At 41.4% G+C, this 26,872-nt stretch carries 25 protein-coding genes; 5 read left to right on the top strand and 20 right to left on the bottom strand.

Annotated elements, in window-relative coordinates:
- The first annotated feature begins 22 nt into the window (after positions 1–22).
- Entirely contained in the window at positions 23–2,590 is a 2,568-nt protein-coding gene (mutS, locus tag FVA69_RS04965; RefSeq protein WP_164528486.1) for a DNA mismatch repair protein MutS, read from the top strand.
- Between the two features lies 1 nt (position 2,591).
- Entirely contained in the window at positions 2,592–3,356 is a 765-nt protein-coding gene (gene miaE / locus FVA69_RS04960; protein ID WP_117162675.1) for a tRNA isopentenyl-2-thiomethyl-A-37 hydroxylase MiaE, read from the top strand.
- A gap of 79 nt (positions 3,357–3,435) precedes the next feature.
- Here the strand turns inward: miaE and rpoS are convergent, their stop codons facing one another.
- The 15 genes from rpoS to cysJ all read right to left on the bottom strand — a co-directional run bounded on the left by rpoS (position 3,436) and on the right by cysJ (position 19,210).
- Complete coding sequence (gene rpoS, locus FVA69_RS04955) at positions 3,436–4,422, bottom strand: RNA polymerase sigma factor RpoS (protein ID WP_102140104.1); 987 nt, start codon at positions 4,420–4,422, stop codon at positions 3,436–3,438.
- Between the two features lie 54 nt (positions 4,423–4,476).
- Positions 4,477–5,547 (bottom strand): murein hydrolase activator NlpD, encoded by a 1,071-nt coding sequence (nlpD, locus tag FVA69_RS04950; RefSeq protein ID WP_109912008.1) that lies wholly within the window; start codon positions 5,545–5,547, stop codon positions 4,477–4,479.
- Positions 5,548–5,854: 307 nt separating this feature from the next.
- Positions 5,855–6,481 carry a protein-L-isoaspartate(D-aspartate) O-methyltransferase gene (locus FVA69_RS04945; RefSeq protein WP_004913875.1) on the bottom strand — a complete coding sequence of 209 codons (627 nt, stop codon included), beginning with the start codon at positions 6,479–6,481 and terminating at the stop codon, positions 5,855–5,857.
- Entirely contained in the window at positions 6,478–7,239 is a 762-nt protein-coding gene (gene surE, locus FVA69_RS04940) for a 5'/3'-nucleotidase SurE (RefSeq protein WP_164528485.1), read from the bottom strand. Before surE ends, FVA69_RS04945 begins: the two co-directional genes overlap by 4 nt.
- A complete protein-coding gene (gene truD, locus FVA69_RS04935; RefSeq protein WP_164528484.1) occupies positions 7,217–8,275 on the bottom strand; it encodes a tRNA pseudouridine(13) synthase TruD in 1,059 nt (352 codons plus the stop codon). The genes surE and truD overlap by 23 nt, the downstream gene beginning before the upstream one ends.
- Positions 8,241–8,753 carry a 2-C-methyl-D-erythritol 2,4-cyclodiphosphate synthase gene (ispF, locus tag FVA69_RS04930; protein WP_004260732.1) on the bottom strand — a complete coding sequence of 171 codons (513 nt, stop codon included), beginning with the start codon at positions 8,751–8,753 and terminating at the stop codon, positions 8,241–8,243. Before ispF ends, truD begins: the two co-directional genes overlap by 35 nt.
- A gap of 9 nt (positions 8,754–8,762) precedes the next feature.
- Complete coding sequence (gene ispD / locus FVA69_RS04925; protein ID WP_004913881.1) at positions 8,763–9,500, bottom strand: 2-C-methyl-D-erythritol 4-phosphate cytidylyltransferase; 738 nt, start codon at positions 9,498–9,500, stop codon at positions 8,763–8,765.
- Positions 9,501–9,567: 67 nt separating this feature from the next.
- Positions 9,568–9,855 (bottom strand): cell division protein FtsB, encoded by a 288-nt coding sequence (ftsB, locus tag FVA69_RS04920; protein WP_004260736.1) that lies wholly within the window; start codon positions 9,853–9,855, stop codon positions 9,568–9,570.
- A gap of 160 nt (positions 9,856–10,015) precedes the next feature.
- The gene (gene cysC / locus FVA69_RS04915) at positions 10,016–10,624 is read right to left on the bottom strand and encodes an adenylyl-sulfate kinase (protein WP_109912005.1); all 609 of its coding nucleotides are present in this window, start codon (positions 10,622–10,624) and stop codon (positions 10,016–10,018) included.
- A gap of 5 nt (positions 10,625–10,629) precedes the next feature.
- Positions 10,630–12,072: a sulfate adenylyltransferase subunit CysN gene (cysN, locus tag FVA69_RS04910; protein ID WP_109912004.1), complete on the bottom strand. Its 1,443-nt coding sequence runs from the start codon at positions 12,070–12,072 to the stop codon at positions 10,630–10,632.
- A gap of 36 nt (positions 12,073–12,108) precedes the next feature.
- Positions 12,109–13,017 carry a sulfate adenylyltransferase subunit CysD gene (cysD, locus tag FVA69_RS04905; RefSeq protein ID WP_004913887.1) on the bottom strand — a complete coding sequence of 303 codons (909 nt, stop codon included), beginning with the start codon at positions 13,015–13,017 and terminating at the stop codon, positions 12,109–12,111.
- Positions 13,018–13,030: 13 nt separating this feature from the next.
- Positions 13,031–14,443 carry a siroheme synthase CysG gene (gene cysG, locus FVA69_RS04900; protein WP_164528483.1) on the bottom strand — a complete coding sequence of 471 codons (1,413 nt, stop codon included), beginning with the start codon at positions 14,441–14,443 and terminating at the stop codon, positions 13,031–13,033.
- 497 nt (positions 14,444–14,940) lie between these two features.
- Complete coding sequence (gene cysH / locus FVA69_RS04895) at positions 14,941–15,675, bottom strand: phosphoadenosine phosphosulfate reductase (protein ID WP_110732230.1); 735 nt, start codon at positions 15,673–15,675, stop codon at positions 14,941–14,943.
- A complete protein-coding gene (cysI, locus tag FVA69_RS04890) occupies positions 15,672–17,405 on the bottom strand; it encodes an assimilatory sulfite reductase (NADPH) hemoprotein subunit (protein ID WP_110732231.1) in 1,734 nt (577 codons plus the stop codon). The genes cysH and cysI overlap by 4 nt, the downstream gene beginning before the upstream one ends.
- Positions 17,405–19,210, bottom strand: a complete 1,806-nt coding sequence (gene cysJ / locus FVA69_RS04885; protein WP_164528482.1) for an NADPH-dependent assimilatory sulfite reductase flavoprotein subunit — start codon at positions 19,208–19,210, stop codon at positions 17,405–17,407. Before cysJ ends, cysI begins: the two co-directional genes overlap by 1 nt.
- A 344-nt stretch (positions 19,211–19,554) precedes the next feature.
- Here cysJ and queD point away from each other — a divergent pair, with 344 nt between their 5' ends.
- Both queD and FVA69_RS04875 read left to right on the top strand, forming a co-directional pair.
- A complete protein-coding gene (gene queD, locus FVA69_RS04880) occupies positions 19,555–19,920 on the top strand; it encodes a 6-carboxytetrahydropterin synthase QueD (protein ID WP_004913900.1) in 366 nt (121 codons plus the stop codon).
- A gap of 368 nt (positions 19,921–20,288) precedes the next feature.
- Positions 20,289–20,906: a YagU family protein gene (locus FVA69_RS04875; protein ID WP_004913904.1), complete on the top strand. Its 618-nt coding sequence runs from the start codon at positions 20,289–20,291 to the stop codon at positions 20,904–20,906.
- A gap of 65 nt (positions 20,907–20,971) precedes the next feature.
- Here FVA69_RS04875 and queE read toward each other — a convergent pair whose 3' ends face one another.
- Complete coding sequence (gene queE, locus FVA69_RS04870; RefSeq protein ID WP_109911999.1) at positions 20,972–21,643, bottom strand: 7-carboxy-7-deazaguanine synthase QueE; 672 nt, start codon at positions 21,641–21,643, stop codon at positions 20,972–20,974.
- A gap of 178 nt (positions 21,644–21,821) precedes the next feature.
- On the opposite strand from queE, the gene FVA69_RS04865 reads away from it, so the two are divergent.
- Complete coding sequence (locus FVA69_RS04865) at positions 21,822–23,189, top strand: amino acid permease (protein ID WP_109911998.1); 1,368 nt, start codon at positions 21,822–21,824, stop codon at positions 23,187–23,189.
- A 76-nt stretch (positions 23,190–23,265) separates the two neighbouring features.
- Here FVA69_RS04865 and megL read toward each other — a convergent pair whose 3' ends face one another.
- The 4 genes from megL to FVA69_RS04845 all read right to left on the bottom strand — a co-directional run bounded on the left by megL (position 23,266) and on the right by FVA69_RS04845 (position 26,838).
- A complete protein-coding gene (megL, locus tag FVA69_RS04860) occupies positions 23,266–24,468 on the bottom strand; it encodes a methionine gamma-lyase (protein WP_164528481.1) in 1,203 nt (400 codons plus the stop codon).
- 15 nt (positions 24,469–24,483) lie between these two features.
- Positions 24,484–24,876: a hypothetical protein gene (locus FVA69_RS04855; RefSeq protein ID WP_004913913.1), complete on the bottom strand. Its 393-nt coding sequence runs from the start codon at positions 24,874–24,876 to the stop codon at positions 24,484–24,486.
- Positions 24,877–24,889: 13 nt separating this feature from the next.
- Positions 24,890–26,077 carry an NAD(P)/FAD-dependent oxidoreductase gene (locus FVA69_RS04850; protein WP_123382448.1) on the bottom strand — a complete coding sequence of 396 codons (1,188 nt, stop codon included), beginning with the start codon at positions 26,075–26,077 and terminating at the stop codon, positions 24,890–24,892.
- Between the two features lie 215 nt (positions 26,078–26,292).
- The gene (locus FVA69_RS04845) at positions 26,293–26,838 is read right to left on the bottom strand and encodes a DUF1287 domain-containing protein (protein ID WP_375372867.1); all 546 of its coding nucleotides are present in this window, start codon (positions 26,836–26,838) and stop codon (positions 26,293–26,295) included.
- Positions 26,839–26,872 lie beyond the last annotated feature (34 nt).

Here is a 26,872-nt window from a genome sequence, read left to right as displayed (position 1 = left end):
ATACGTTAAAACAGACAATACTATGACTGATAAGCAAAGTTTCGAATCCCATACACCAATGATGCAGCAGTATCTAAAACTAAAAGCACAACATTCAGACATACTGCTGTTTTATCGCATGGGTGACTTCTACGAACTGTTTTTTGATGACGCTAAAAAAGCCTCTCAATTATTGGATATTTCCCTCACTAAGCGGGGGCAATCTGCAGGGCAACCGATCCCTATGGCCGGTGTTCCCCACCATGCTGCCGAGGGTTACTTAGCCAAATTAGTACAAATGGGGGAATCCGTCGCCATTTGTGAGCAAATTGGCGACCCAGCCACCAGCAAAGGGCCGGTTGAGCGCCAAGTAGTACGTATTGTCACCCCGGGAACTATCACCGATGAAGCGCTATTAAATGAAAGGCAAGACAACCTGTTAGCCGCAGTATGGCAAGACCAACAAGGTTTTGGTTTCGCAACGTTAGATATCACCTCAGGGCGTTTTATTATTAGTGAAATCGCCGATGAAGAAGCACTGCAAGCTGAGCTGCAACGCACCCGCCCGGCTGAACTTCTGTATCCAGAAGACTTCGCCAGTATGGCATTAATTGAACACAATAAAGGCTTGCGCCGCCGCCCATTGTGGGAATATGAGCTTGATACGGCAAAACAACAGCTCGGTTTACAGTTTGGTACGAAAGATTTAATCGGCTTTGGGGTTGAAGATGCCCATAAAGCGCTCAGAGCTGCGGGTTGCTTATTACAATATGTGAAAGACACACAACGCACGTCACTGCCCCATATTCGCAGCATTGTGATGGAAAAACAAAATGATAATGTCATTTTAGATGCAGCAACTCGTCGCAATTTAGAGATCACCCAAAACCTTGCAGGTGGCACAGAAAACACACTCGCCGCCATTTTAGATAGGTGTGTGACTCCGATGGGTAGCCGTATGCTAAAACGTTGGTTACATACCCCATTACGTAACATTCAAATATTAAATAACCGCCAACAAGCTATCAGTGCACTGCAAGAATGCGGCTTTGAATTACAACCATTTTTACGTCAAATCGGCGATTTAGAACGGGTATTAGCGCGCTTAGCGCTGCGTTCAGCTCGCCCACGTGACTTAACCCGTATGCGTTACGCATTCCAGCAATACCAAGATATTCATCAAATACTGAGCCAATCGAGTAGTTCGTATTTACAAGCCCTTCAAAATCGTATTGGCCAGTTTGATGAGCTACAAGACTTACTTGAAAAAGCCATTATTGATGCACCACCCGTGTTGGTACGTGATGGCGGTGTTATCGCCCCAGGTTATAATAGTGAGCTTGATGAATGGCGCGCCCTTGCTGATGGAGCAACTGACTACCTCGATAGGCTCGAAATACGCGAAAGAGAAAAATTGGGGATCGATACCCTAAAAGTTGGTTATAACGCTGTTCATGGCTACTATATTCAAGTTAGCCGAGGCCAAAGCCATTTAACACCTATCCATTACGTCCGTCGCCAAACGTTAAAAAATGCGGAACGCTATATCATTCCTGAACTCAAAGAGTATGAAGATAAGGTATTGACATCAAAAGGAAAAGCGTTAGCCATTGAAAAAGCACTGTATGATGAGTTATTTGACATACTATTACCTCATCTTGCTGCGCTGCAAACCAGTGCCGAAGCTCTCGCTGAGTTAGATGTCCTAGCCAACCTAGCTGAAAGAGCACAAACTCTAGGTTATGCTTGTCCACAACTCACTGAAAAACCAGGTATCCAAATTACTGAAGGTCGCCACCCTGTGGTTGAACAAGTACTCAGTGAGCCGTTTATCTCCAATCCGTTATCACTATCGCCACAACGTCGTTTATTGATCATCACAGGTCCAAATATGGGCGGTAAAAGTACCTATATGCGCCAAACAGCATTGATTACCCTGTTAGCGTACATCGGTAGTTTTGTCCCTGCAAGCAAAGCGGTGATAGGCCCAATCGACCGTATTTTTACCCGCGTCGGTGCCTCTGACGACCTTGCATCTGGCCGTTCAACCTTCATGGTCGAAATGACAGAAACCGCGAATATTCTTCATAATGCAACAGAACATAGCTTAGTACTGATGGATGAAATTGGTCGCGGTACTTCAACCTATGATGGTCTTTCCCTTGCTTGGGCTTGCGCCGAAAACTTAGTTAATAAAATCAAGGCAATGACGTTATTTGCAACGCATTATTTTGAATTAACAACACTACCTGAAAAACTCGAAGGTGCGGTCAATATTCACCTAGATGCTATTGAGCACGGTGATACCATTGCCTTTATGCATAATGTTCAAGATGGCGCCGCCAGCAAAAGCTATGGCCTTGCTGTCGCTTCTCTTGCGGGTGTACCAAAAGATGTGATTAAACGGGCAAAACAAAAGCTTAAAGAACTCGAAGTTATCTCAAACAATGCCAATGCAAGTCATGTAGATAGCGCCCAGCTTAGTTTTTTAACCACAGAAGATGCTGAACCCTCACCCGTACTCAGCGCATTGGAAGGGATTGACCCAGATAAGCTCACACCCCGCCAAGCTCTAGATTGGATTTATCAGTTAAAAGATATGGATAACTAAGATGGATGAGTATACACAATTACTCGCACCAATCAGGCAGTTTTTGCAATGTGAAACGCCTGATTTGTGGGTAGAAAAAGCCAGTTTGCCTGAGAACTTGCCCATTATTTTAAAAGATCATCTGTTATGTGAATTAAAAGCCGCGCAAAGTGCCATGTTTTTAATTCGCAAGTATGCTGTCGATAAAGAAAGTGCTGCAGTGCTACTTGAATGGTTTAAACCTTATGAATCATTTGCTTATGACAGGGTTGGTGACATCCATACATTAAGAAACAAAAATCAGGTTTCTAAACAAATATTGGCAAAAAAACAATCACCTTATAGCCAAGATTTAATTGATAAAATGGTCTTGCTGATCAAAGAAGAGCTTCATCATTTTTACCAAGTTTTAGAGATTATGCATGAACGTAATATTCCATATGATGGTATCACTGCAGGCCGTTATGCTAAAGGGTTGTTGAGCCATATCGACCCTCACGATCCAAAAACCTTAGTTGATAAACTAATTATTGGTGCTTATATCGAAGCGCGTTCTTGTGAGCGCTTTGCTAAACTAGCCCCATTTCTTGATGAACAGCTGGCAAATTTTTATATTTCGTTATTACGCTCAGAAGCTCGCCACTATCAAGATTATTTACACTTAGCGCAATTAATTAGCAAACAAGATATTACTGAGCGAGTTAATTATTTTGGTACTATTGAAGCAGAATTAATTTCGACACCTGATGATGATTTTAAATTTCATAGTGGACTCCCCATTAACTAAGTTCATTCTTTATTACTTATAAATAAAAGGCCCCTATAAACCTTAGCTTATAGGAGCCTTTAGCTATCTAATTAACACCTTACATATTAAATAGCGACTCTAGGGTCAACTCTTCACCATGTAAAATATCCTTTAATCGCTTTAAACCTTCAACTTGGATCTGGCGAACACGTTCTCTTGTTAACCCAATTTCACGGCCAACTTCTTCCAGAGTTTCAGCTTCATAGCCTAAAAGCCCAAAACGTCGTGCTAAAACCTCCCTCTGTTTTGGGTTCAATTCATATAACCACTTAACAATATTATCTTTTAAGTCATTATCTTGAATTGTATTTTCTGGACCTGAATCATTATCATCAGACAATACCTCAAGCAAAGATTTCTCTGAGTCCCCTGCAATTGGTGTATCAACAGATGTGATACGTTCATTTAAACGTAACATCCTACTGACATCTTCAACAGGTTTATCTAGCTGCTCAGCGATCTCTTCAGGGCTTGGCTCATGGTCCAACTTTTGGGCTAATTCACGTGCAGTACGAAGGTAAATATTGAGTTCTTTAACGATATGAATAGGAAGGCGAATAGTTCGAGTTTGGTTCATGATAGCGCGTTCGATCGTTTGACGGATCCACCACGTTGCATACGTTGAGAAGCGAAACCCTTTTTCAGGATCAAACTTTTCAACTGCGCGAATCAACCCAAGGTTCCCTTCTTCAATCAAATCGAGTAATGCAAGACCTCGATTATTATAACGACGTGATATTTTTACAACGAGACGGAGGTTGCTTTCTATCATACGCTGTCGTGATGCAATATCACCACGCAATGCACGTCTTGCATAGAAAACTTCTTCTTCTGCTGTAAGGAGTGGTGAGAACCCAATTTCACTAAGATAAATTTGAGTGGCATCCAGAACACGCTGATTTGTGTTCTGGAGTAAATCCATTTCGTCATCTAGCTCAGTAACCAGATCCTCTTCTTTAAACTGACTCTCGTCAAAAGTGTCATTTAAATTACTTTCATCGAGGTCATTATATAACTCGTTAACTTTCAGCGAACTTTGGCTCATCAGTGACTCCTACCCTAGATAATGCGGACAGAATGTCAAAGCACTCTGCCCAGTTTATCGTTGCGGCAAATAGCGCAACGGGTTTACTGATTTTCCCTTGTAACGAATTTCAAAGTGTAATCTAACCGAACTGGTTCCAGTACTACCCATAGTAGCTATTTTTTGACCTGCAGTGACGTCCTGCTGATCACGCACAAGCAATGTGTCATTGTGGGCATAAGCACTTAGGTAGTCATCGTTATGTTTTATAATTATTAGATTTCCGTATCCACGCAAAGCATTACCTGCGTAAACGACTTTTCCTGGCGCAGCAGCCAGCACAGCTTGACCACGAGAACCGGCTATGTCTACCCCTTTGTTCCCGCCTTGAGCGTCAGAGAAACCTTCAATCATTTTCCCATCAGCTGGCCAACGCCATTTTATTGACGAATTATTCGTGCTACTGACTGCGGTAGAAGCGGTTGTTGTCGAGGTTGTTGTTGTCGTTGAAACTTGCGTTGCAGGTTTCTTATTATTAGGCAACATCTTACCTGAAGTTTGACCACCACTATTTGCAGGATACTCATTAGTTGTTCGAAGATCAACCGCTTGCTGATGACTATTTGATGAATTTGCGGCTAATTGAGTGCTCGAGTTCACATTTGTGTTACCAATATTAATAACCTGTCCTACATTGAGGCTGTATGGTTCTGGAATATTGTTTCGCGATGCTAACTCACGGAAATCATTACCTGTTAAGTATGCAATATAGAATAGTGTGTCACCACGCTGCACCGTATAACTATTACCGCTATAACTACCTTTTGGAATACTGCCATAGTCACGGTTATAGACAATGCGCCCTTCACCATTGGTTGTTACTGGTGCTGAACTACGACTTACAGGTTGTGTATTTGAATTATTCGATATATTAGGACGAGACGACGGCATTGCCGTGCTCATACCCGTATTTGGTGACGAGGCCGGTGTCGTCCTTTGCACCGTTTGCTGGCGAGACTGACTATCATTCACACTCGAAATAGGTGCTGCTGTATGATACGGTGTAGAACAACCAGCCAATAGCGCTCCGCTAAATGAAAAGATGACGGCCCATCGAATTCTGCTTATAGGGCTAACAATTTTCATGCTTCTTCTCCCGTGAAGAAAAATCTGACGTGACAATTCAAAACAATGTCAGCAATAGAGTTATCATAAAATATTTCACTTATTAAAGCAGAAATACAAAATAGTGAACAAGTTAAATATATTAAAAATATAATAAATTGAGAGTATGACCTAACGCTTTAAGCTATTCTCTCAAATTCAGTTGGGTAAAGTATCATATTTGGAATGGTTTTACTGCTATTTGAGTTAATGAAACCTTTGCAATGATATTTTATTTAAATCCATTATAAAAATAGTCAGGCTTTTATTAAATATCATTGCAAGTAGATTAAAGAAGATCACCCGCGATCAATGGGACAAAACGAACTTTTTCGATAACATTAGTATGGTAATCATTACCTCGTCGGGTAATTAGCTTTAGTGCTTGTTCTTTATCACCGACAGGTAGAACCATTCGCCCACCATCTTTTAATTGCCCTAATAGTAGAGTTGGTATTTCTGTTGGTGCTGCAGTAACAATGATGGCATCAAAGGGGCCTTTTGATTGCCAACCTTCCCAACCATCACCATGACGAGTTGAAACATTGTGTAAATCAAGTTGCTTCAAGCGCCGTTTAGCCGCCCATTGCAAGCTCTTCACCCGCTCAACAGAAAAAACGTGCTTAACCAAGTGAGCCAATACTGCGGTTTGATACCCTGAACCAGTTCCTATCTCAAGAACGTGATCATCCGGTGCTAAAGCCAATAGCGCTGTCATTTTAGCAACAATATAGGGCTGTGAAATAGTTTGCCCATGACCAATAGGTAATGGGATATTGTCATAGGCTTTATGGGAGAGCGCTTCATCCACAAACCGTTCCCGAGGAACAAGTGAAATGGCATCTAATAGGCGCTCATCGTGAATTCCCTGTTGGCGTAATTGAGCCAAAAGTTCTTTCATGAGCCCTGTTTTCATTTTACTGACACTCCTGATTTTTCGAGCCACTCTTCCACTAGTGAGTGTGCTTTATAAGCGGTTAGGTCAACTTGTAATGGCGTAATTGAAACGTACCCATTTTGTACAGCCTCAAAATCCGTTCCCGGACTGGCATCACGGATCTCCCCAACTGGCCCTAGCCAATACAATGTATTCCCTTTTGGGTCCTCTAGGCTATACACCTCAGAAGCGGCATGACGACTGCCACAGCGAGTGACTTTGATACCTTTAATTTCTTCGTACGGGATATCCGGTACATTTATATTTAAGATATTCCCTGCACGCAATGGGTTCTTCTGTAAGAGCGCAAGAATATCGCATGTCACTTTCGCCGCACTTTCATAATGCGTTTCGCCATCTAACGATACCGCAATTGAAGGTAAACCTAAATGACGGCCTTCAGTTGCTGCTGCAACAGTACCTGAATAAATAACATCATCCCCTAAATTAGGGCCACAGTTAATACCAGAGACAACAATATCAGGACGTGGACGTACTACTTTATTAACTCCAATATAGACACAATCTGTTGGCGTTCCCTCTTGTACAGCAAGATCACCATTACTTAGCGTTTGAATTTTAAGTGGTTTATCTAATGTTAATGCATTAGAAGCCCCACTACGATTGCGATCAGGCGCAATCACCTGAACATGATAATATTGGCGTAGCGCTGCCGCGAGGGTTTGAATCCCGGACGCATTTACCCCATCGTCATTACTCAATAAAATCTTTAGCATCGACATTATCCTGCCCATTTTGATTAATAATTTCTCTCACAACACTGGTTGCAAAACAACCTGAGTTTAAGAAAAAATTCAGTTTTACCGTCGAGTCGTCCAACCATTCCCACTGTAAGTTTTTAGGTTTAGTTATCACCGCTCGTCTAGCTGGAGAAACTCGTTCACGCTGCATTAAAGAGATAAAGGGTTGATAATCCGCTAAACACTGAGTTTCAAATGCCAGTGCTTCATCCTGAGTTCCCAACTCCCCATCACCCGGTAATGGCGCGGTAATGCTTAATTCGTTGGACTCTAGGCGAGGTTGCAATGTAGCAAACTCATCTTGTGTCGCGACAAACCAACTTCCTCTACCGGTTAATTGCAATGCGTCTCCCAACATCACGTGTTGAGCGGTATTATTTGCAATACGTTCGCTTGCCACATGGTTAAACATTGCACTACGAGCAGCTGAAAGATAGAAGCTACGCTTGTTGCGTTCACGTACGTTGGTTTCTTGGTTTGCCCAACGTAACGCTTGCGTTAAATTTTGTCCATCACGCCCAAAACGTTGTTCACCAAAGTAATTAGGCACCCCTGTTAATGCAACTTTCTGTAAACGCTGTTCAACATCTTTTGCATCCGAAATATCACGCAACGTTATTTCAAACTGGTTTCCTTTCAAGGAACCAATACGTAATTTGCGTTTTTGCCGAGTAACAGCCAGTATTCGGCAGCCTTCGAGTTGCCAAGTCGAAAAAACAGGTGTTTCTTTACCCGGCATTTGCAGGCAAAACCACTGCTCTGTCACTGCATGCCTATCTTTTAAACCTGCGTAACTGACAGCTCTCGCTGAAATTTTAGCAAATTTTGCTAGTTGTTCAGCAACAAACACGGTATTACAGCCTGTTTTTTCCACACGAACCATAACATGTTCGCCTTCGCCATCTAGCTCAAAGCCTAAATCTTCTTTGACGATAAAATCTTTAGGGACACTTTTTAACGTGCCAGAAGATAATGGCTTACCATGCAGGTACTGAACATTCATTACTTTCATTACTATTATCTTTTATTAAAAGAACAACCGCAGCACAGGCAATGCCTTCTTTACGCCCCACAAAACCGAGTTGCTCTGTTGTGGTCGCTTTCGCATTCACATCATCCATGTGGCACTCAAGATCTTCGGCAATATTCACACGCATCTGAGCGATATGAGGCAACATTTTTGGCGCCTGAGCCATGATAGTAATATCAATGTTACCAATGCGATACCCTTTGGCACGCACATGGCAAAATGCGTCTCTCAATAAGACTCGGCTATCCGCCCCTTTATATGCAGGGTCCGTATCAGGGAATAATTTACCAATATCCCCCAGTGCAGCAGCGCCGAGAATTGCATCGGTTAACGCGTGTAAGACCACATCACCGTCAGAATGCGCGAGCAAACCTTGTTCATAAGGGATACGCACGCCACCAATGATGATAGGGCCTTCGCCACCAAATTTGTGTACGTCAAAACCGTGTCCGATTCTCATTTTTTTTCCTTAGTTGTTCATTCTTGAAAGATAAAATTCCGCTAAAGTGAGGTCTTCTGGGCGCGTCACTTTTAAATTATCAGCGCGGCCAGCAACTAACACAGGTTGGTGGCCGCAATATTCTAGCGCAGAAGCTTCATCGGTGATCACTGCGTTTTCTTTCAAGGCTTTACTTAGACAATCCCGTAATAATATTAACGGAAAAAATTGTGGTGTAAGGGCATGCCATAACGCTTCACGTTCAACGGTATGGTCAATTAATTGGTTGGCTGTTGAACTACGTTTCATGGTATCACGCACTGGGGCAGCGAGGATCCCACCACAACAATTTTGTTCCGCTGCTAATTGAATAATTTCATTTAAATCTGATTGATGAAGGCAGGGACGCGCTGCATCGTGCACTAATACCCAGCAATCTGAAAATTGGGGATTAGCAATTAAAAAATCCAGTCCCGCTAATACTGAATCGGCGCGTTCTTTGCCACCAATAACCGTCGTCACTCGAGGGTCATTAGAAATTTCAAGTTGTTGAAAATAATCATCTTCCGCACTCAACGCAACCACAATTTCTTGCACTTTATCATTTTCTAGCAATGCGCTGATGGTGTGCTCAATGATTGTTTTACCTGCAACCTGCAAGTATTGTTTTGGGCACTCTGCATTCATACGGCTACCTACCCCAGCAGCAGGAATCAGTGCAACAATTCGCGGAAGATTATTTTGTGGGGCATGGTTTGGATTTGTCATTGTTGAATTCTTACATCAGAAATTATCAGGCTAATGGGTATACTATTTTGACATCATATTATTGTGTCTATTTCTGGTTATTACTTTCTTTAACCATTCGATAAAATGACTCTCCAGGTTTGATCATCCCAAGCTCTGTTCGGGCTCGTTCTTCAATCGCATCTTGGCCATCATTTAAGTCGTTGATTTCAGCGAATAGCTGTTCATTACGCATTTTTAAGCGCGAATTTACAATTTCCTGAGCGGCGACATCATCTTTGACTTGTACGTAGTCATGTATGCCATTTTTGCCTAACCATAAGGAATACTGTAACCAAGCTAATATCGCAATTAATAGTAGCGTTAATTTACCCATCTTGCCCCCTGAAATGATTTGCTAATCATCCCATAACTCAACGATTGACGCTACTGTGATACTAAAATTGTGCTAAAAAGTCAGATTAAGTCGGGTTTGAATACGCAAAATACCGCCTTATTTTACCATCAGATAAAATAAAGGAGGTATTTAAGCTGTATTAATAATCTAGCTGAATGACATGATTGCGCAATAAAAGCGCAATGATTTGGGAAAGGGAATCCGAAATGGGTTGTTGTCCATCCAGATGCAGCTCAGGGTTTTGAGGTATTTCATAAGGGGAATCAATCCCCGTGAATTGTTTTATTTTTCCTTCCCGTGCTTGTTGATATAACCCCTTGGGGTCTCGCTGTTCACAAATACTTACGGGGGTATCCACGTACAACTCAAAAAATTGCTCAGGTTCAAATAAATCACGAACTTTTTGTCTATCCGCTTGGAAAGGCGAAATAAATGCGGTCGCAACAATTAACCCTGCATCAACCATTAACTTCGCCACCTCCCCCACTCGACGAATATTCTCTTGCCTATCGGCCTCATTAAACCCTAAATCACGGCATAAACCATGGCGAATATTATCGCCATCCAATAAATAGGTTTTCATTCCCATGGACGTCAATTGGTGCTCTATTGCCCCTGCTAATGTCGATTTCCCAGAACCTGATAACCCGGTGAACCACAACACAGCACCTTTATGGCCATTATTACTTTCACGTAATTGGCGAGTTACTTGATGTTGGTGCCAAACAATATGGTTTTCTTTTGTCATCCGTATTATTTCCCACCTAATACATCACGCGCACCCCAATGTGGGAAATGGCGGCGTACTAATTTGTTTAGCTCAATTTCAAACTCACTAAAATCACTGGGTTGATCAAAAACAGGGGCTTGTGTTTCGCGGACTAAACCCGCGCCAACCGTCACATTTGTGAGCCTATCAATAAAAATCATTCCACCAGTGTCTGCATTGCGTTGGTAGTTTTCCAGTAACAATGGCTCATCAAAGGAAAACTCGACTAAACCAATCCCATTCAACGGCAGCTCTGTCGCTACTTTCTGGGTTAAATTATTGATATCAACTTGGTATTGAATATTTTCTACTTTTGCTCGACTGCGTTTTCCCGCAATTTTAATATCAAGTTGTTGGCCTTGAACTAATGGCTGTTCAGACATCCACACGACATCGACAGAAGCATGCTGCGTCGTTTGTAAGGTTTCATCTTGTGCAACAATTAAGTCGCCACGACTAATATCAATTTCATCCTCAAGTACTAATGTAATCGCTTCCCCCGGTATAGCAAAATCTTGTTCCCCTGAAAAAGTCACAATTTCTTTAATTGCTGAAGTGGCGCCTGATGGCAACACTTTGACCTTTTGACCCACTTCCACGATCCCTGCTGATAATGTCCCGCTGTATCCGCGAAAGTCTAAATTTGGGCGGTTCACATATTGCACAGGGAAACGCAAAGCTTGCTCCGAAGCTTTTTGTTCCACTTGAACATTTTCTAATATCGATAATAGCGTATCACCTTGATACCACTTAAAATTATCGCTAGCATTTACAATATTATCGCCATCTAGGGCTGAGATCGGTACAAACCAGACCGTTAAATCCACAGGCAACTCCATTGCAAACTTTTGGTAATCCTGCTTTATTTTTTCAAAAATGGCTTCACTGTAATCCACCAGATCCATTTTATTGACGGCAACAATAAGATGGCGGATCCCAAGCAATGTACTAATAAAACTATGGCGACGCGTTTGTTCCTGTACCCCTTTTCGAGCATCGATCAACAAAATAGAAAGTGAGCAAGTTGATGCCCCTGTCGCCATATTGCGCGTATATTGCTCATGGCCGGGGGTGTCCGCAATAATAAATTTGCGCTTTTCTGTTGAAAAATAACGATAAGCCACATCGATGGTGATCCCCTGCTCACGTTCAGCAGCAAGGCCATCCACCAGCAGAGCAAGGTCAAGTTTTTCCCCTTGAGTCCCTATCCGCTTACTATCACTTTGCAAAGTTGACAGTTGGTCTTGGTAAATTTGGCGAGTATCATGCAGTAAACGGCCAATTAAGGTACTTTTACCATCATCCACATTACCGCAGGTTAAAAAGCGTAATAATCCTTTATGTTGCTGCGCCAATAAATAAGGTTCTACACCACCTTGCTGTTCAATTTGATGAGCGATTGATTCATTATAAACGGCTTGTGCCATGATTTTTCTCCTGACTTTGCGTATTAACCTTGCCCACTAAAAATAACCTTGGCGCTTTTTCAACTCCATCGAAGCGGATTGGTCGCTATCAATCAGCCGCCCCTGTCGCTCACTCGTCGTAGAAATCAACATTTCTTCTATAATCTCAGGCAGCGTTTGTGCTTCTGATGGCACAGCTCCCGTCAGTGGCCAACAACCTAATGTTCTAAAACGCACTTTTTGCTGACTAATGACTTCACCCGCTTGTAGGTCAATACGGTTATCATCCACCATTAACAAAGTACCGTCCCGCTGAATAACTGGCCGTTCTTTTGCAAAATACAGGGGAACAATATCGATGTTTTCCAAATAGATATATTGCCAAATATCGAGTTCTGTCCAATTTGATAGTGGGAAAACACGAATACTTTCCCCTTTATTGACCTGCCCATTATAGTTATGCCACAGCTCAGGCCGCTGGTTTTTAGGGTCCCAACGATGAGATCGGTCACGAAAAGAGTAGATCCGCTCTTTTGCGCGTGATTTCTCTTCATCACGACGAGCACCGCCAAATGCAGCATCAAAACCATATTTATCCAAAGCCTGCTTTAAGCCTTCAGTTTTCATAATATCGGTGTGCTTAGCACTGCCATGTACAAACGGGTTGATCCCCAGCTTTTCTCCTTCAGGGTTACGATGAACAAGTAGCTCAAAACCGTATTTTTCTGCTGTTGCATCACGAAACTCGTACATTTCACGAAATTTCCACCCCGTATCAACATGTAAGAGAGGAAATGGCAGTTTTCCCGGATAAAATGCCTTGCGTGCTAAATGGAGCATCACAGAGGAATCTTTACCAATAGAGTACAGCATGACTGGGTTAGCAAATTCGGCGGCAACTTCACGAATAATATGAATACTTTCTGCCTCTAACTGCTGTAAATGAGTCAATTTTTTGTCGTTCACGATAGCCCCTTACTTAAGCCAGTTCCAATACGGCACTGCGCCATCTGATGTCTTCGGTTTGAGAACCAAACCACGCGAGTTGTTGGTGCAATGCAGCTACTTCACCAACCACTATCAAAGCAGGAGCGGGTGCCTGCTGTGCTAATACTTCAAGCTCGTTTAATTTGCCAGTCACTACTTTTTGTTCACGCCGAGTGCCACAGCCGATAACAGCAACAGGGGTATTTTCAGCACGGCCGAATTGAATCAACTGTTCGCTGATTTTCGCGGCCTTTACGGTGCCCATATAGATAGCTAGCGTTTGGTTCCCTCGAGCAAGCGCCTGCCAATCAAGTTCCATTCCATTTTCACGACAATGACCTGTAATAAACGTAATACTCTGTGAATGCTCTCGGTGAGTCAGCGGAACCCCCGCGTAAGCGGCTGCACCAATCGCCGCTGTTACACCAGGAACCACTTGAAATGGGATCCCCGCTTGTGCCGCAACTTGTAGCTCTTCTCCCCCTCGCCCAAACACAAAAGGATCACCACCTTTCAGGCGCACCACTTTTTTACCTTGTTGAGCAAATTTCACGATCAAAGCATTGGTTTCTTCTTGGGAAACACTGTGATTTCCTGCGCGTTTCCCAACACAAATTTTGTCAGCATCGCGACGAACTAGTTCGAGTATTTCTTCACTCACCAGATGGTCATACAAAACCACCTCTGCACTTTGTAAAACTCGCAACCCTTTTAACGTCAGTAGCCCCGCATCTCCCGGACCGGCACCGACTAAGGTTAATTCGCCATGGTTATCAGGTTCATACAATTGACGTTCCAATTGTTGTTCCGCTTCACTGAATTGCCCTTTTTCAACTAGCGAAGCAAAACGTCCACTGAAACTTTTTTCCCAGAAGCGCTTCCTTTCACGCATACTCGTTAGTGTTTCTTTGACTTTATGACGCCAGCGGCCGGCTATTTCTGCCATCTTTCCCAAGGAAGTTGGTAGCATCGTTTCCAGTTTTTCTCTAAGTAAACGAGCCAAAACAGGTGCCGTCCCTCCTGAAGAGATCGCCACAATCACCGGGGAACGATCAATAATAGAAGGTACAATAAATGAACATAACGGCTGGTCATCAACCACGTTAACGAATATTTTCCGTTCATTAGCGTCATAGAAAACGGTTTCATTCAGTAATGCATCATCTGTTGCTGCGATAACTAAAAAAGCATCATCTAAATGAATGGATTGGTAATCTTCAGCTAACCAAACAAATTTATTTTGTTGGTGTTCAGCTTGTAATTGCATACATAACGTCGGTGAGATGATCACTAAGTCAGCTTGTGCTTTTATTAGCAATTCTGCTTTTCGAGCTGCGACAACACCGCCGCCAATTAACACGACCTTTCGCGTGCGGACATCGACAAATAATGGTAAATAATCCATCTTGCTCACCCATCGTTATATAAACTGATTATAAGAAATATAAAATTGACTATATGGCTTCAAACAATAGGTTTGAAATGACAAAAAGCTCTTTCTTGTAACTGAAAGGAATAAGCCAAATAATCATCACAACCCTGATAGAAAATCGATAAATACAAATAAAAAATAAAACTTAGATTAAATTTAACAAGTTAACTAATTACTGATTTAATTTAATAATTAGCTTGAAATACTTTTTTAAATACAAAAGTATTCCTTTGTAATTAAACAAATATTTTATTTATTTAGTTATTATTTGCTTATATTCAATACCCTAAATAATTCGAGTTGCATGTAGACAACAACGCTGCGGCTTGAATTATGACTAAATTAATACTCTAAATAATTCACGTTGCAGCTAGGCGGCAAGTAAATGAGTCACTAGGAGCATACACCAGTATGTGACTAGTGCGAATGCACGTAGCCAACAACGCTGCGGCTTGAATTATGACGAGTATTTAGTTTTCATGCAGCCCGCATTCACGCTTTAATCCAAAAAAACGAGTATCTTCTTCATTCATTCCCTCTTCCCATTTGCGAGTTGTATGGGTATCACCAACCGATAAATACCCTTGCTCCCACAGAGGATGATAGGGTAAATCATATTTTGTTAGATATTCATAAACTTGCTTATTATTCCAATCAATCACTGGTAAAACTTTAAAAATGCCTTTTCCGATACCTAGCACAGACAAATTTGCGCGGCTTGCTGATTGCTCTCGCCGTAAACCTGAAAACCAAGTTTGTGCCTGTAATTCATGTAACGCGCGCTCCATTGGCTCAACTTTATTCAATTGGTTATAACGCTCAATACCATCAAGCCCTTGCGTCCAAAGTTGACCATATAGCGCTTCTTGCCAAGCAGGTGACTGCTTTGCTCGATACACCTGTAAATTTAAATTCAACTTATCTGTTAACGCCTCAATAAATTGATAGGTCTCTGGGAACAAATAACCGGTATCCGTTAAAATAACTGGGATATTTGGCACAATTTGCGTCACCATATGCAATGTTAGTGCCGCTTGGATACCAAAGCTGGAAGACAACACAAACTCTGCGGGTAAATATTCAATCGCCCACTCAACCCGTTGCAATGCATTCATAGCTTCTAACTGGGAATTAAACTCCGCGAGATAAGCGACTTGTTGGGGCTTATCGAGTGCGGTGAGTGTTGCTAGCTCAAGTCGACTCATACCGCCTCCTTTACCTCATAAAAATCGATGGCTGAATTCAATACCGGTTTTACGACATTGGTGCGAATAAGAAAATCGCCAAACCCTTCGTCAGGCAAGCGTGCCTTTGCCCAGTCACCGATTAATTCATCTAAAATGGTTAGAATTTCCGCACTGCTAATATTTTCACGATACATGCGTGGAATACGAGTACCAATGCGATTTCCACCTAAATGTAAGTTATATCTATCAATAGCTTTACCGACCAGCCCAACCTCTGCCAACATCGCTCGCCCACAGCCATTAGGGCAACCCGTTATCCGCAAAACGATATGTTCATTGGCCACTTGATGAGAGGCCATAATACTTTCCACCTGACTAATAAATTCAGGTAAAAAGCGTTCGGCTTCCGCCATCGCGAGCGGGCAAGTTGGAAATGATACACAAGCCATGGAGTTTTCACGTTGCGCCGTTATGTCATCACTCATTAACCCATGAGATCTGGCAATCGCTTCAATTGCCGCTTTTTCACTTTCAGGCACCCCCGCGACAATTAAGTTTTGGTTTGCCGTTAAACGAAAATCACCTTGATGAATACGCGCAATTTCGGCCACACCGGTTTTTAATGGCTTATTTTCTAAATCAATTAATCGACCATTTTCAATAAACAATGTTAAGTGCCAGCGATTATCAATCCCTTTGAGCCAGCCAATTTTGTCACCACGTTCAGTGAATTGATAAGGCCGAATGGGCTCAAAAGTTACACCAGAGCGCCTTTCGACCTCTGCTTTGAAAGTATCGACTCCTACACGTTCAAGGGTATATTTGGTTTTTGCATTTTTACGTTCAGTTCGATTGCCCCAATCCCGTTGAGTGGTGACTATCGCTTCTGCAATGGCTAATGTTTTGTCTAATGGAATAAACCCAAACTCACTGGCTAAGCGAGGAAATGTTGCGGTATCCCCATGAGTCATAGCAAGGCCACCGCCCACCAACACGTTAAAACCGATCAACTCACCGTTTTGGGCAATTGCAACAAAGTTCATATCATTTGCATGCAAGTCCACATCATTTAGTGGTGGGATCACGACTGAGGTTTTAAATTTTCGTGGCAAATAAGTTTGCCCTAAAATTGGCTCTTCATCCGTTGTCACTATCTTTTCTTTATCTAACCAAATTTCCGCGTAAGCACTAGTGCGCGGTAATAAATGTTCAGATATTTTCTTTGCCCATTCATAGGCTTGTTGGTGCAATTCGGATTGCACAGGGTTAGAAGTGCATAACACGTTACGGTTAACATCATTCGCCGTTGCAAGGGCATCTAAACCAACATGACTTAGCATTTGATGGGCAGGCTTTACATCCCCTTTGAGGATGCCATGAAACTGAAATGTTTGCCGATTCGTAATACGCACACTGCCATACAGCGTGTGCTCCGTGGCAAACTTATCAATATCAAGCCATTGCTTGGGCGTAATTATGCCGCCCGGCAAACGACAACGCAGCATCATTGCATGGCGAGGTTCGAGTTTTTGTTCCGCCCGCTCGGCACGAATATCACGGTCATCTTGTTGATACATCCCGTGAAAACGAATCAACAGGAAATTATCACCCTCAAAACCTCCCGTTAACCCATTTTTTAAGTCATCCTTAATGGTTCCACGTAAGTAATTACTGTCTTGCTTCATGCGTTCACTGTCAGCAAGTTTACCTTCGACAATTAAGGGCTTTTGTTGTTGTTCATTGCTCATTAATAAACATCCCTCTGATAACGGCGCATTACGCGCAGCTCACTTAAAAATTCATCAGCTTCTTCACTATCCATGTTCCCGTATTGACTGACGATATCTAATAATACCTGTTCGACATCTTTGGCCATCCGGTTTGCATCACCACATACATAGATGTGCGCACCTTCTTGTAACCATTGCCATACTTCTTCACCTTGTTCGCGAAGTTTATCTTGTACATAGATTTTTTCTTGCTGGTCGCGGGACCATGCTAATGAAATATGGGTTAATAAACCGTCTTTGACATAGCGCTGCCATTCCACCTGGTAGAGAAAGTCGTCAACAAAATGTGGGTTACCAAAAAATAACCAGTTTTTCCCTGTCGCACCGTCATTGTCACGCTGCTGTAAGAAAGCGCGAAATGGCGCAATCCCGGTGCCAGGGCCAATCATGATCACAGGCGTATTTGGGTCTTGTGGAAGACGGAAGTTATCATTGTGTTCAATGAATATGCGAAGTTCATCATCCTCATTTAAGCGGTCAGCTAAGAAACCTGATGCACCACCAGTACGTGCCTTACCATCAATCTCATAGCGGACAACCCCAACCGTTGCATGAACTTCATTTTCTACCTCAGATTGGGAAGAAGAAATCGAGTACAAACGAGGGGTTAGCGGACGCAGTAGGTCAACAAATTCTTGGGCAGTAGGCTGAGATGCCGCTTGGCGTACCATATCGACGATTGGCGTATTTTGTGCGTAGTGCAAAATAGCGGCTTTATCGCTAATCAATGACAACAACGCATCATCTTTTGACAACTGAGCATATTTTTCAACAATTACTGGGGTATTTTGTGTCAGTTCTAATTGATAAATTAGCGCATCGCGTAGTGAATGGCGCTGTGAACCAATAAAGACTTCTTCGTCACCTTGCAACCACAACAAAGCCACCAGCTCATCAACTAAAGCAGGGTCATTATCGAACCAAACACCTAGCGCGTCACCAGGTTGATAACGTAAACCAGAGTCACCGAGATCAATTTCAATATGGCGAACATCTTTATGCGAGTCTCGACTGGTGATCTTTTGATTACTCAGAAGAGACGCTGTTAATGGCGCAGTTTTACTATAAGGTGATGAATGAATTTCATTCACACTTCCTGTTTGAGTCGCCAATAATTGGCTATCACTTTGAGCAGGAACGCGAGCTTTTAAAATTTGTGTGAGGTTTTCAACCCACTCACTCGCAATCGCTTGATACTCAACATCTGCATCAATTCGCTCGGTTAATGATACTGCCCCTAATGATGCAAGTTGCGAATCGAAATCTTTACCCGCTTGGCAAAATTTTTCGTAAGAAGAATCTCCCAGCGCGAAAACCGCATAGCTGGTTTGTGATAAATTAGGGGCTTTTTTAGAATGAAGGTATTTATACAGTGCAACCGCTTCTTCGGCTGGTTCCCCTTCACCTTGTGTTGACGCTACAATAACCAACACTTTCTCTTGGTTGATTTGCTTGAATTTATAATCCCCTGCATTCACTAAGTTCACACTAATTTTTTCAGCAACCAAGCGCTCTCTGAGCTGCTCTGATAGGCGACGTGCATTTCCTGTCTGTGAAGCTGAGATAATTGTGATAGTGTCTTGCGTAACTGCAGGCGTACTGACCGATGCATCAACTTGCGTATTTTGATTTACCACTCCCCACAAATACCCAGAAAGCCATGCGAGTTGATGAGATGAAAAATCATCAACGGCCGTCTGTAAACGTGTTAATTGCTCAACAGATATTGGCAGCGCCGCTAATGGCGGCTGTTTTTTTGTCATTATCTTGTAACCCCAGCGTTATTCATCTTTGATTTAAAAAAACGATGCCATGTCATTACCCCAGAAAAGACCGACAACCTAATACCTGCCCATTCCCCCAAATAATTAGGGTAATAAAGCAAAAAATACCGCAGTACCTGAAACATATAGGGTATGCCGTTAGGTTATAACAACCCTAGATAATGGGATAAGAAACGATAGCCATAATTAATAACTAAAAAGCCTAAAGCAATTAACTGATGGATCATATTGATAAAAGCGGTTAACGCTATTTTAGTAATTAAAGATATTTTCACCTAAAAATGCAGTACAATACGCTGTTTATTCACAACAAGGAGCCACATATGAGCACAACAATCTATAAAGATTTCACTTTCGAAGCCGCCCACAAACTTCCTCATGTACCAGAGGGTCATAAGTGTGGCCGACTCCATGGCCATTCTTTCATGGTGCGTTTAGAAATCACCGGTGAAGTCGACTCACATAGTGGTTGGATTATTGATTTCTCCGATGTAAAAGCCGCTTTTAAGCCTATTTGGGAACGCTTAGACCATCACTATTTAAATGATATAGAAGGGTTAGAAAACCCAACTAGTGAGGTGTTAGCCCAGTGGATTTGGCAACAAACTAAGCCTTTACTACCATTATTAAGTGCGGTTACTGTAAAAGAAACCTGCAATGCAGGCTGCGTCTATCGCGGGGAAGCTTAAAAGTTAATGCGTTAAAAAAGTCACATAACATAGGGATACACGCTCCTCAGACCGCTGACTTAGCGGCAAGCCTAATAGGTTTTGAACATAAATGAGGGGCTAAATCCCTATATCCTCACTTTCGACTCATCACCCATCACTCATCACCAATATCAATGCCCAACGCTGTATAGAAAGCTTCCTGACTGCCTTTTACAGGCTAAATCCTAAAGATCCATACGTTATTAAGGTCGAGATTAAGGCAATAAATCAGTGGCTGATATTCCCCCCTTAACATTAAGGATATAAAAACATTTATTTGACATAGTGCATCAAATTATAACCTGATCTATTATTTATCATTATTTACTTTTAATAAGGCAGGGAAAATGAATCTATTTCAACAAACACCTAAGTCCAGAAGGCGCTATGGGCTGGCAGCATTTATCGGTTTAATTGCAGGTATTGTCTCTTCGTTTGTCAAGTGGGGCGCTGAAGTTCCATTACCCCCAAGAAGTCCAACGGATATGTTTAATGCCGCTTGTTCACCTGAAACACTGATTCGTGCAGCAGAACAAATTGACTGCTCACGCAATTTCCTCAATCCACCTTATATTTTCTTAAGAGATTGGTTAGGAATTGCAGATCCTAACTCTGCAGTTTATACCTTTGCTGGGCACGTTTTTAACTCTGTGGGTGTTACTCACATCATATTTTCTATCGTGTTTGCGGTCGGGTATTGCATTGTTGCTGAAATATTCCCTAAAATTAAGCTATGGCAAGGGTTGTTAGCAGGTGCACTGGCGCAATTATTTGTCCACATGATTTCATTCCCTCTAATGGGGCTCACCCCTCCACTTTTCGACCTGCCATGGTATGAGAATGTGTCAGAAATATTTGGTCATTTAATTTGGTTTTGGTCTATTGAAATTATCCGCCGTGACTTACGTAACCGTATTACTCACGAGCCAGATCCTGAAGTACCATTAAACCAACCATTTAGATAATTTAAAGACCCCCAATAAGCGTTTTCAAACTATTGGGGGTTACTGCTAGGTTATCGCTATTTTTATTATTGAATATCCAAATACTTATGTGTCTGAATCGATAACCGCCAGTTACGTTGAATGCAGGTTGCAATACACAATTTTGTTGCTGCCGCCTTTTGGCTAATTGGCTGCAATGCCACTGATGGAGAGGGCTCGACAGTACGTAATGCTAAAATTTTCTCAAGAGCCTCAATATCTTTTTCGCGAGCAACAGGATGCTTAATTTCATTAGCACGATTTACTGCTTGGCTGATCACCTGTAACCCTCCTTTCATACCGACTTTTGGTGATACGGTAACCCATGTGTTATCTGTGCATTGAATAGGGTATGTGCCGCTAGTTTCAATTTGGCATTGATATCCGTGTTGTTCTAATATCCCAGTCAGTGGCTGTAAATCATAAATACAAGGCTCACCGCCGGTAATAACAATATGCTGTGCGCTGAAGTGTTTTTCTTTCATTAATTGAATCAATGCCTCACCGCTTGCCATGGCCCATAAATCTGAATCAATCGTTTTAAGTGCGATATCCCCTAGGGTCGATTCTTTATCTTGTTCTTTTTCCCATGTTTGTTTGGTATCACACCAGCTACATCCAACTGGGCAGCCCTGTAAACGAATAAACACAGCAGGAACACCAGTAAAAACCCCCTCTCCCTGAATGGTTTGGAAAATTTCATTAATTGGGTATTTCATATCACTCCTAAAATAGTTAGCTAAGCACGCATTATATTGCAGATATCTATCTCACGAACAAGGAAGTTTGTGATAATGTAGCCACCTTAGGGTTCAATAAAGTACGTCCGACTGAATAAACAATACCGAAAGCATATTCGGAACAACATATCGAACGAAGAAAAAGACAGGAAAAGACATGCAAAGTAGTGAACAAAATCAACTCAGAAAGGGGCTGAGTGTTCGGCACATTCGCTTTATGGCTCTAGGGTCAGCGATTGGTACCGGCTTATTTTATGGTTCTGCTTCTGCCATTCAAGCGGCAGGTCCAGCAGTTTTACTCGCTTATATGGTCGGTGGTGCCGCTGTATTTATGGTCATGCGAGCCTTAGGCGAGATGGCAGTGCATCACCCAGTACCCGGTTCATTCTCTCACTACGCTAGCCATTACATGGGCCCCCTCGCTGGTTTTTTGACTGGCTGGAACTACGTATTTGAAATGTTAGTCGTGTGCTTGGCTGATATTACCGCTTTCGGGATGTACATGGGGTTCTGGTTTCCACATGTTGACCAATGGGTATGGGTATTAAGTATCGTGCTATTTATTGGTGCGCTCAATTTATGCCATGTTAAAATTTTCGGTGAAATGGAATTTTGGCTGTCTATCGTGAAAGTCTCCGCAATCATCGCAATGATTGTTGGTGGTACCTTCTTAATGTTCTACGGTTTCGGCCAAGAAACTGACCATGCGGTAGGTATCCAAAATCTCTGGGAACACGGTGGCTTTATGCCTAACGGTATTGAAGGTGTTATTGCATCCTTAGCTATCGTAATGTTCGCCTTTGGGGGTATCGAAGTGATCGGTATTACCGCCAGTGAAGCACAAAATCCAGAAAAAACTATTCCTAAAGCAATCAATGCAGTACCCATTCGTATTTTATTATTCTATGGGTTAACACTTTTTATTCTGATGTGCATCTATCCGTGGAATCAAATTGGTCAGAATGGCAGCCCATTCGTCCAAATTTTTGATAGCTTAGGTATTCAATCAGCGGCAAATATCTTAAATATCGTGGTGATCACAGCAGCCGTCTCAGCTATCAATAGTGATATTTTTGGTGCTGGTCGTATGATGTATGGTATGGCTCAAGACAAGCAGGCACCAAAAGTCTTTACCAAGTTAACGAAAAGTGGGGTGCCTTGGGTCACTGTGATGGTGATGTCCGTGGTAATGTTACTCGGCGTGTATTTGAACTACCTACTTCCAGAAAAAATCTTTGTGATTATTGCATCAATCGCAACCTTTGCAACTGTTTGGGTCTGGTTAATGATCCTACTTTCTCATGTCGCAATGCGTCGCCAAATGAGCGCTGAAGAAGTTAAAAAACTCAAATTCCCAGTTCCATTTTGGCCGATTGGTCCTGCAATTACTATTGCATTTATGGTCTTTGTTATTGCGCTACTTGGCTTCTTTAAAGATACACAAGTTGCCCTTCTCGTCGGGTTTGCATGGGTCGCTATATTGAGCGTCACCTTCTTTGTCATGCGTAAATTTCAAAAATCTTAATCGACTAAAGTATTCGTAAAGTGAATTTAGGCCCTATATTTATATGATATAGGGCCTTTTGTTACCTATAGTGGTATCAAATGAGCGCTTGCTTAATATCGGCAATCAAATCATTAGCGCTTTCTAACCCAACTGATAAACGAATAAGCCCATCACTAATCCCATACTGTTTTCGTTCCTCAGCAGTGTAAGTAGAATGGGTCATACTTGCAGGGTGCTGAGCCAATGACTCACAATCACCTAAGCTAACCGCACAAGAAAATAGCTGTAGACGGTTCAGAAACTGCTTACCCGCCTCAAGGCCCCCTTTAAGTTCAAAAGCAATCATTCCCCCGGGTAGCTTCATCTGCTTTTTAGCTAATGAGTATTGCGGAAAACTCGGTAAACCTGGATACATAACCTGAGAAACTTCAGATAACGAAGCCAAATATTCTGCAACTTTCTGTGCATTCTCAACCACCCTTTCCATTCTGATTGGCAGTGTTTTCATTCCTCGCAATATCAGGTTTGCATCATGAGGGGATAAACATGCTCCAGTCATATCTTTCAGGCCAACCAATCTGATTTGCTTCGCTAATTCCTCAGTTGTTATAACAGCGCCAGCCATCACATCACCATGTCCATTCATATATTTCGTTAATGAATGAACAACGATATCCGCCCCAAGCTCAAGTGGTTTTTGAATGTAAGGAGTACTATAGGTATTATCTACTGTCACCAATATTTCTTGGTTATTTGCAAGGTTATATTGATGAACGATATTACTCACAGCATTAATATCAACTAAGCGCATATTTGGGTTTGCAGGTGACTCGAAAAATATCATCTTTGTTTTTTCAGTGAGTTCCTGTGCCACATTATTTGGGTCACTCATATCAATGTGACGAACTTTGACACCAAATTTAGCTAACCCATGATGAAAGAATGCATATGTACAGCCATAAACCGTCATATCAACTAACAGCTCATCTCCTGGGCTTAGTAAGGTCCAAAGAGTCGATGTTATTGCCCCCATCCCTGAAGAAAATACAATTGCTGCATTTCCCTCTTCTAAATCAGCAAGCCGCTTTTCCAACAAACTTAATGTTGGGTTATTTATTCGTGTATAAATATACCCATCCGATTCACCGCTAAAACAAGCGGCACCTTCTTCAACACTATCAAATACGTAAGTTGACGTTTGATAAATAGGAGAAGCGAGTGATCCTAAATTTTCGGCTGCATCATAGTAATTATGTATCACACGCGTATCAAAAGAATACAATTTATCTAATATCATACCACCTCCGAAATATTATCCCTCTTGGGGGGAAGACAATCGAGAACCCATTATTTGCAAGGTTCGTAAAACGGTACTAATTCCACGTAATGTATTTGGATCTTTTAATAAAGCATACACCGAACGAAAATTTGGATTTTTACTATTATATATTTCCTCCATTTTAGCCATATTATATGCAGTGCCGAATTCCCAGACTGGCGCTAGAGTATCCTCAAATGAGTTTGCCAGTTTTTCTACCGTGCTATTATCAGTAATGTCAATAAGGTCAGAAATTAGAGAAAGTAAATCAACAATATTATCTAAACGATTCAATTGTAATAGCGGTGCTAATTTGTCTGCGAAATGATCACCCGACTCAGAATTAAGAAGTTCAACTAGTTTACTTTGATTTTCATTATTAGACATTTTGATTTCCTCCTTAAACTAAGCCACGAATAGCAGCCCAATAAATACCTCTATTAAAGCCATTTCTTAGTAATCCCCCTAATTTAGTCGGAGGCGTAGGAATAACATCGTGTTTATAATCGTATTGTAAAGGCATCCCTGCCGTTAATCCCATTTGAGCAACAGCTTGAACTCGCCCATCATAGATAGCTGCGGGATAACCATAAATTAATTCTCCGCAGATATTATCAGCTATAATTGCAGCCTGATTATGGCAACTTCCACCTGCTTTACTGATCGGTAAATCAACAGTATCACCTATAACATAAACACCATCTACACCATAAACTTGCATAGTTTCGTGATCAGTTGGCAGCCATCCTTCACCATTATTATGCTCACTTAATCCGGTATTAATAACTGCCTCAACCGCGGTAATTGGCGGAGTACTGATCAATAAGTCGAAATTTTGCTCATCACCTTCTTTCGAATAAGCTATTTTTTTATCTGGATCAACTTTATCTAAAGTAAACCCTCTCTGAGCTTTAATATTTTTAGCAGTAAATACTTCAGGAATAACTTCACAAACAGGTTGTTGCATGAATAAACAGTTACGCAATAATTGTGAAACTGTTGGATAGGTATAAACGATTTCAATACTATCCCTAACTCGACGTTTACGTAAAAATTCATCAATCATTAAAGTTGTTTCCATCGGTGCGATACCACACTGATGGGGTACATTTGGCGTTTCAGGGAATGATACCGTAATAAAAATTCGACCTTTTTCAATCTTAGCCAATTGGTCAGCTAGCTTTCTCGATGCATCATAAGCATAAAAATGGTTACCAATATCCTTTAAACCTTCAATGCGCTCAGGTTTCGGCACGCAACCTGTCGCAATAACAAGAAAATCATAATTATATTTTTTTCCATCCTTTGAGTTTAGCGCTTTATTTTTAAAATCAAAGGACTCAATTTTATCAATGGCTAACTCTATTTCAGGTCTTAGCAATTCTCTTTCAGGGCGACTCAGTTCATCCTTAAAAAATAAATTAAAAGCAACATACATAAATGCAGGTTTATAATAATGGATTGGATTATCAGTAATTAATGTTATTTTTATTTTCTTCGAAAAAATTTCTTTACTCAATTTTCTGGCAAGTGTATTCGCTAGCATCGTTCCACCAGTCCCACCGCCTACAATAATTATATTTTTCATTACATTAACCACCGTATATATAATTAATTAAGTTTTATACGCTATGCCTACCAGTTATAAATATAGCCCATGGAAAATTAATTCCAATACAATAATTAGGGTATAGTTTAAAAAACAACAAATAAAACTAATCACTTATATATATATAACCTGACGAATAAGTTAATTATGGAAATTATAATTATGAGAATTATATTACATAAAAACAATTTCATTTAATAAGAATAATGTCCAACAATATCCCAACGAAATAAAACATCTTCAGCAACTTGGCCATATCCTATATTGTGCATAACTAAATAACTTTGTGTACTTGGTGACTTTATCGAAGTTACAACACCGATATGTGGCCGACCATTATCTAAACGCCATGAGACAATATCGCCAGGCACATAATCACTGGCACTCTTTGAAATAGGCTTATTTTTCCCTTTACGTGAAAAAAAAGCCTCTAAATTAGGCACGCGACGATGATCAATATTTGTATCTGGCTTACGTAATCCCCATATACGTTGGCTGGGATATTGGCTAAAGTTTGCTTTCATGTCTTCATGTACTAATTTTTGTAAATCAATACCAATTTTTCGGTAGCTTCGTATAACTACATCAGAACAAACACCATATTGTTCGGGCACATCACCATTTGGATAAGAAATTTGTCGATAAGATGAGTCATAAATAACTAAACGAGGCAACTGTTCAGCATGTTTTGCCAACAATAAGCTAGACCCATTAGCTATTTGTGCAAAAAAGAAAAGAATGTATAAAAACGATGATTTCAATCTGATATTCCCT

The organism is Providencia sp. PROV004, from assembly GCF_011045615.1.
Lineage (GTDB): Bacteria > Pseudomonadota > Gammaproteobacteria > Enterobacterales > Enterobacteriaceae > Providencia > Providencia rettgeri.
The sequence above is the reverse complement of the archived record's forward strand: the minus strand, read 5'-3'. Positions and strand labels throughout refer to the sequence as shown.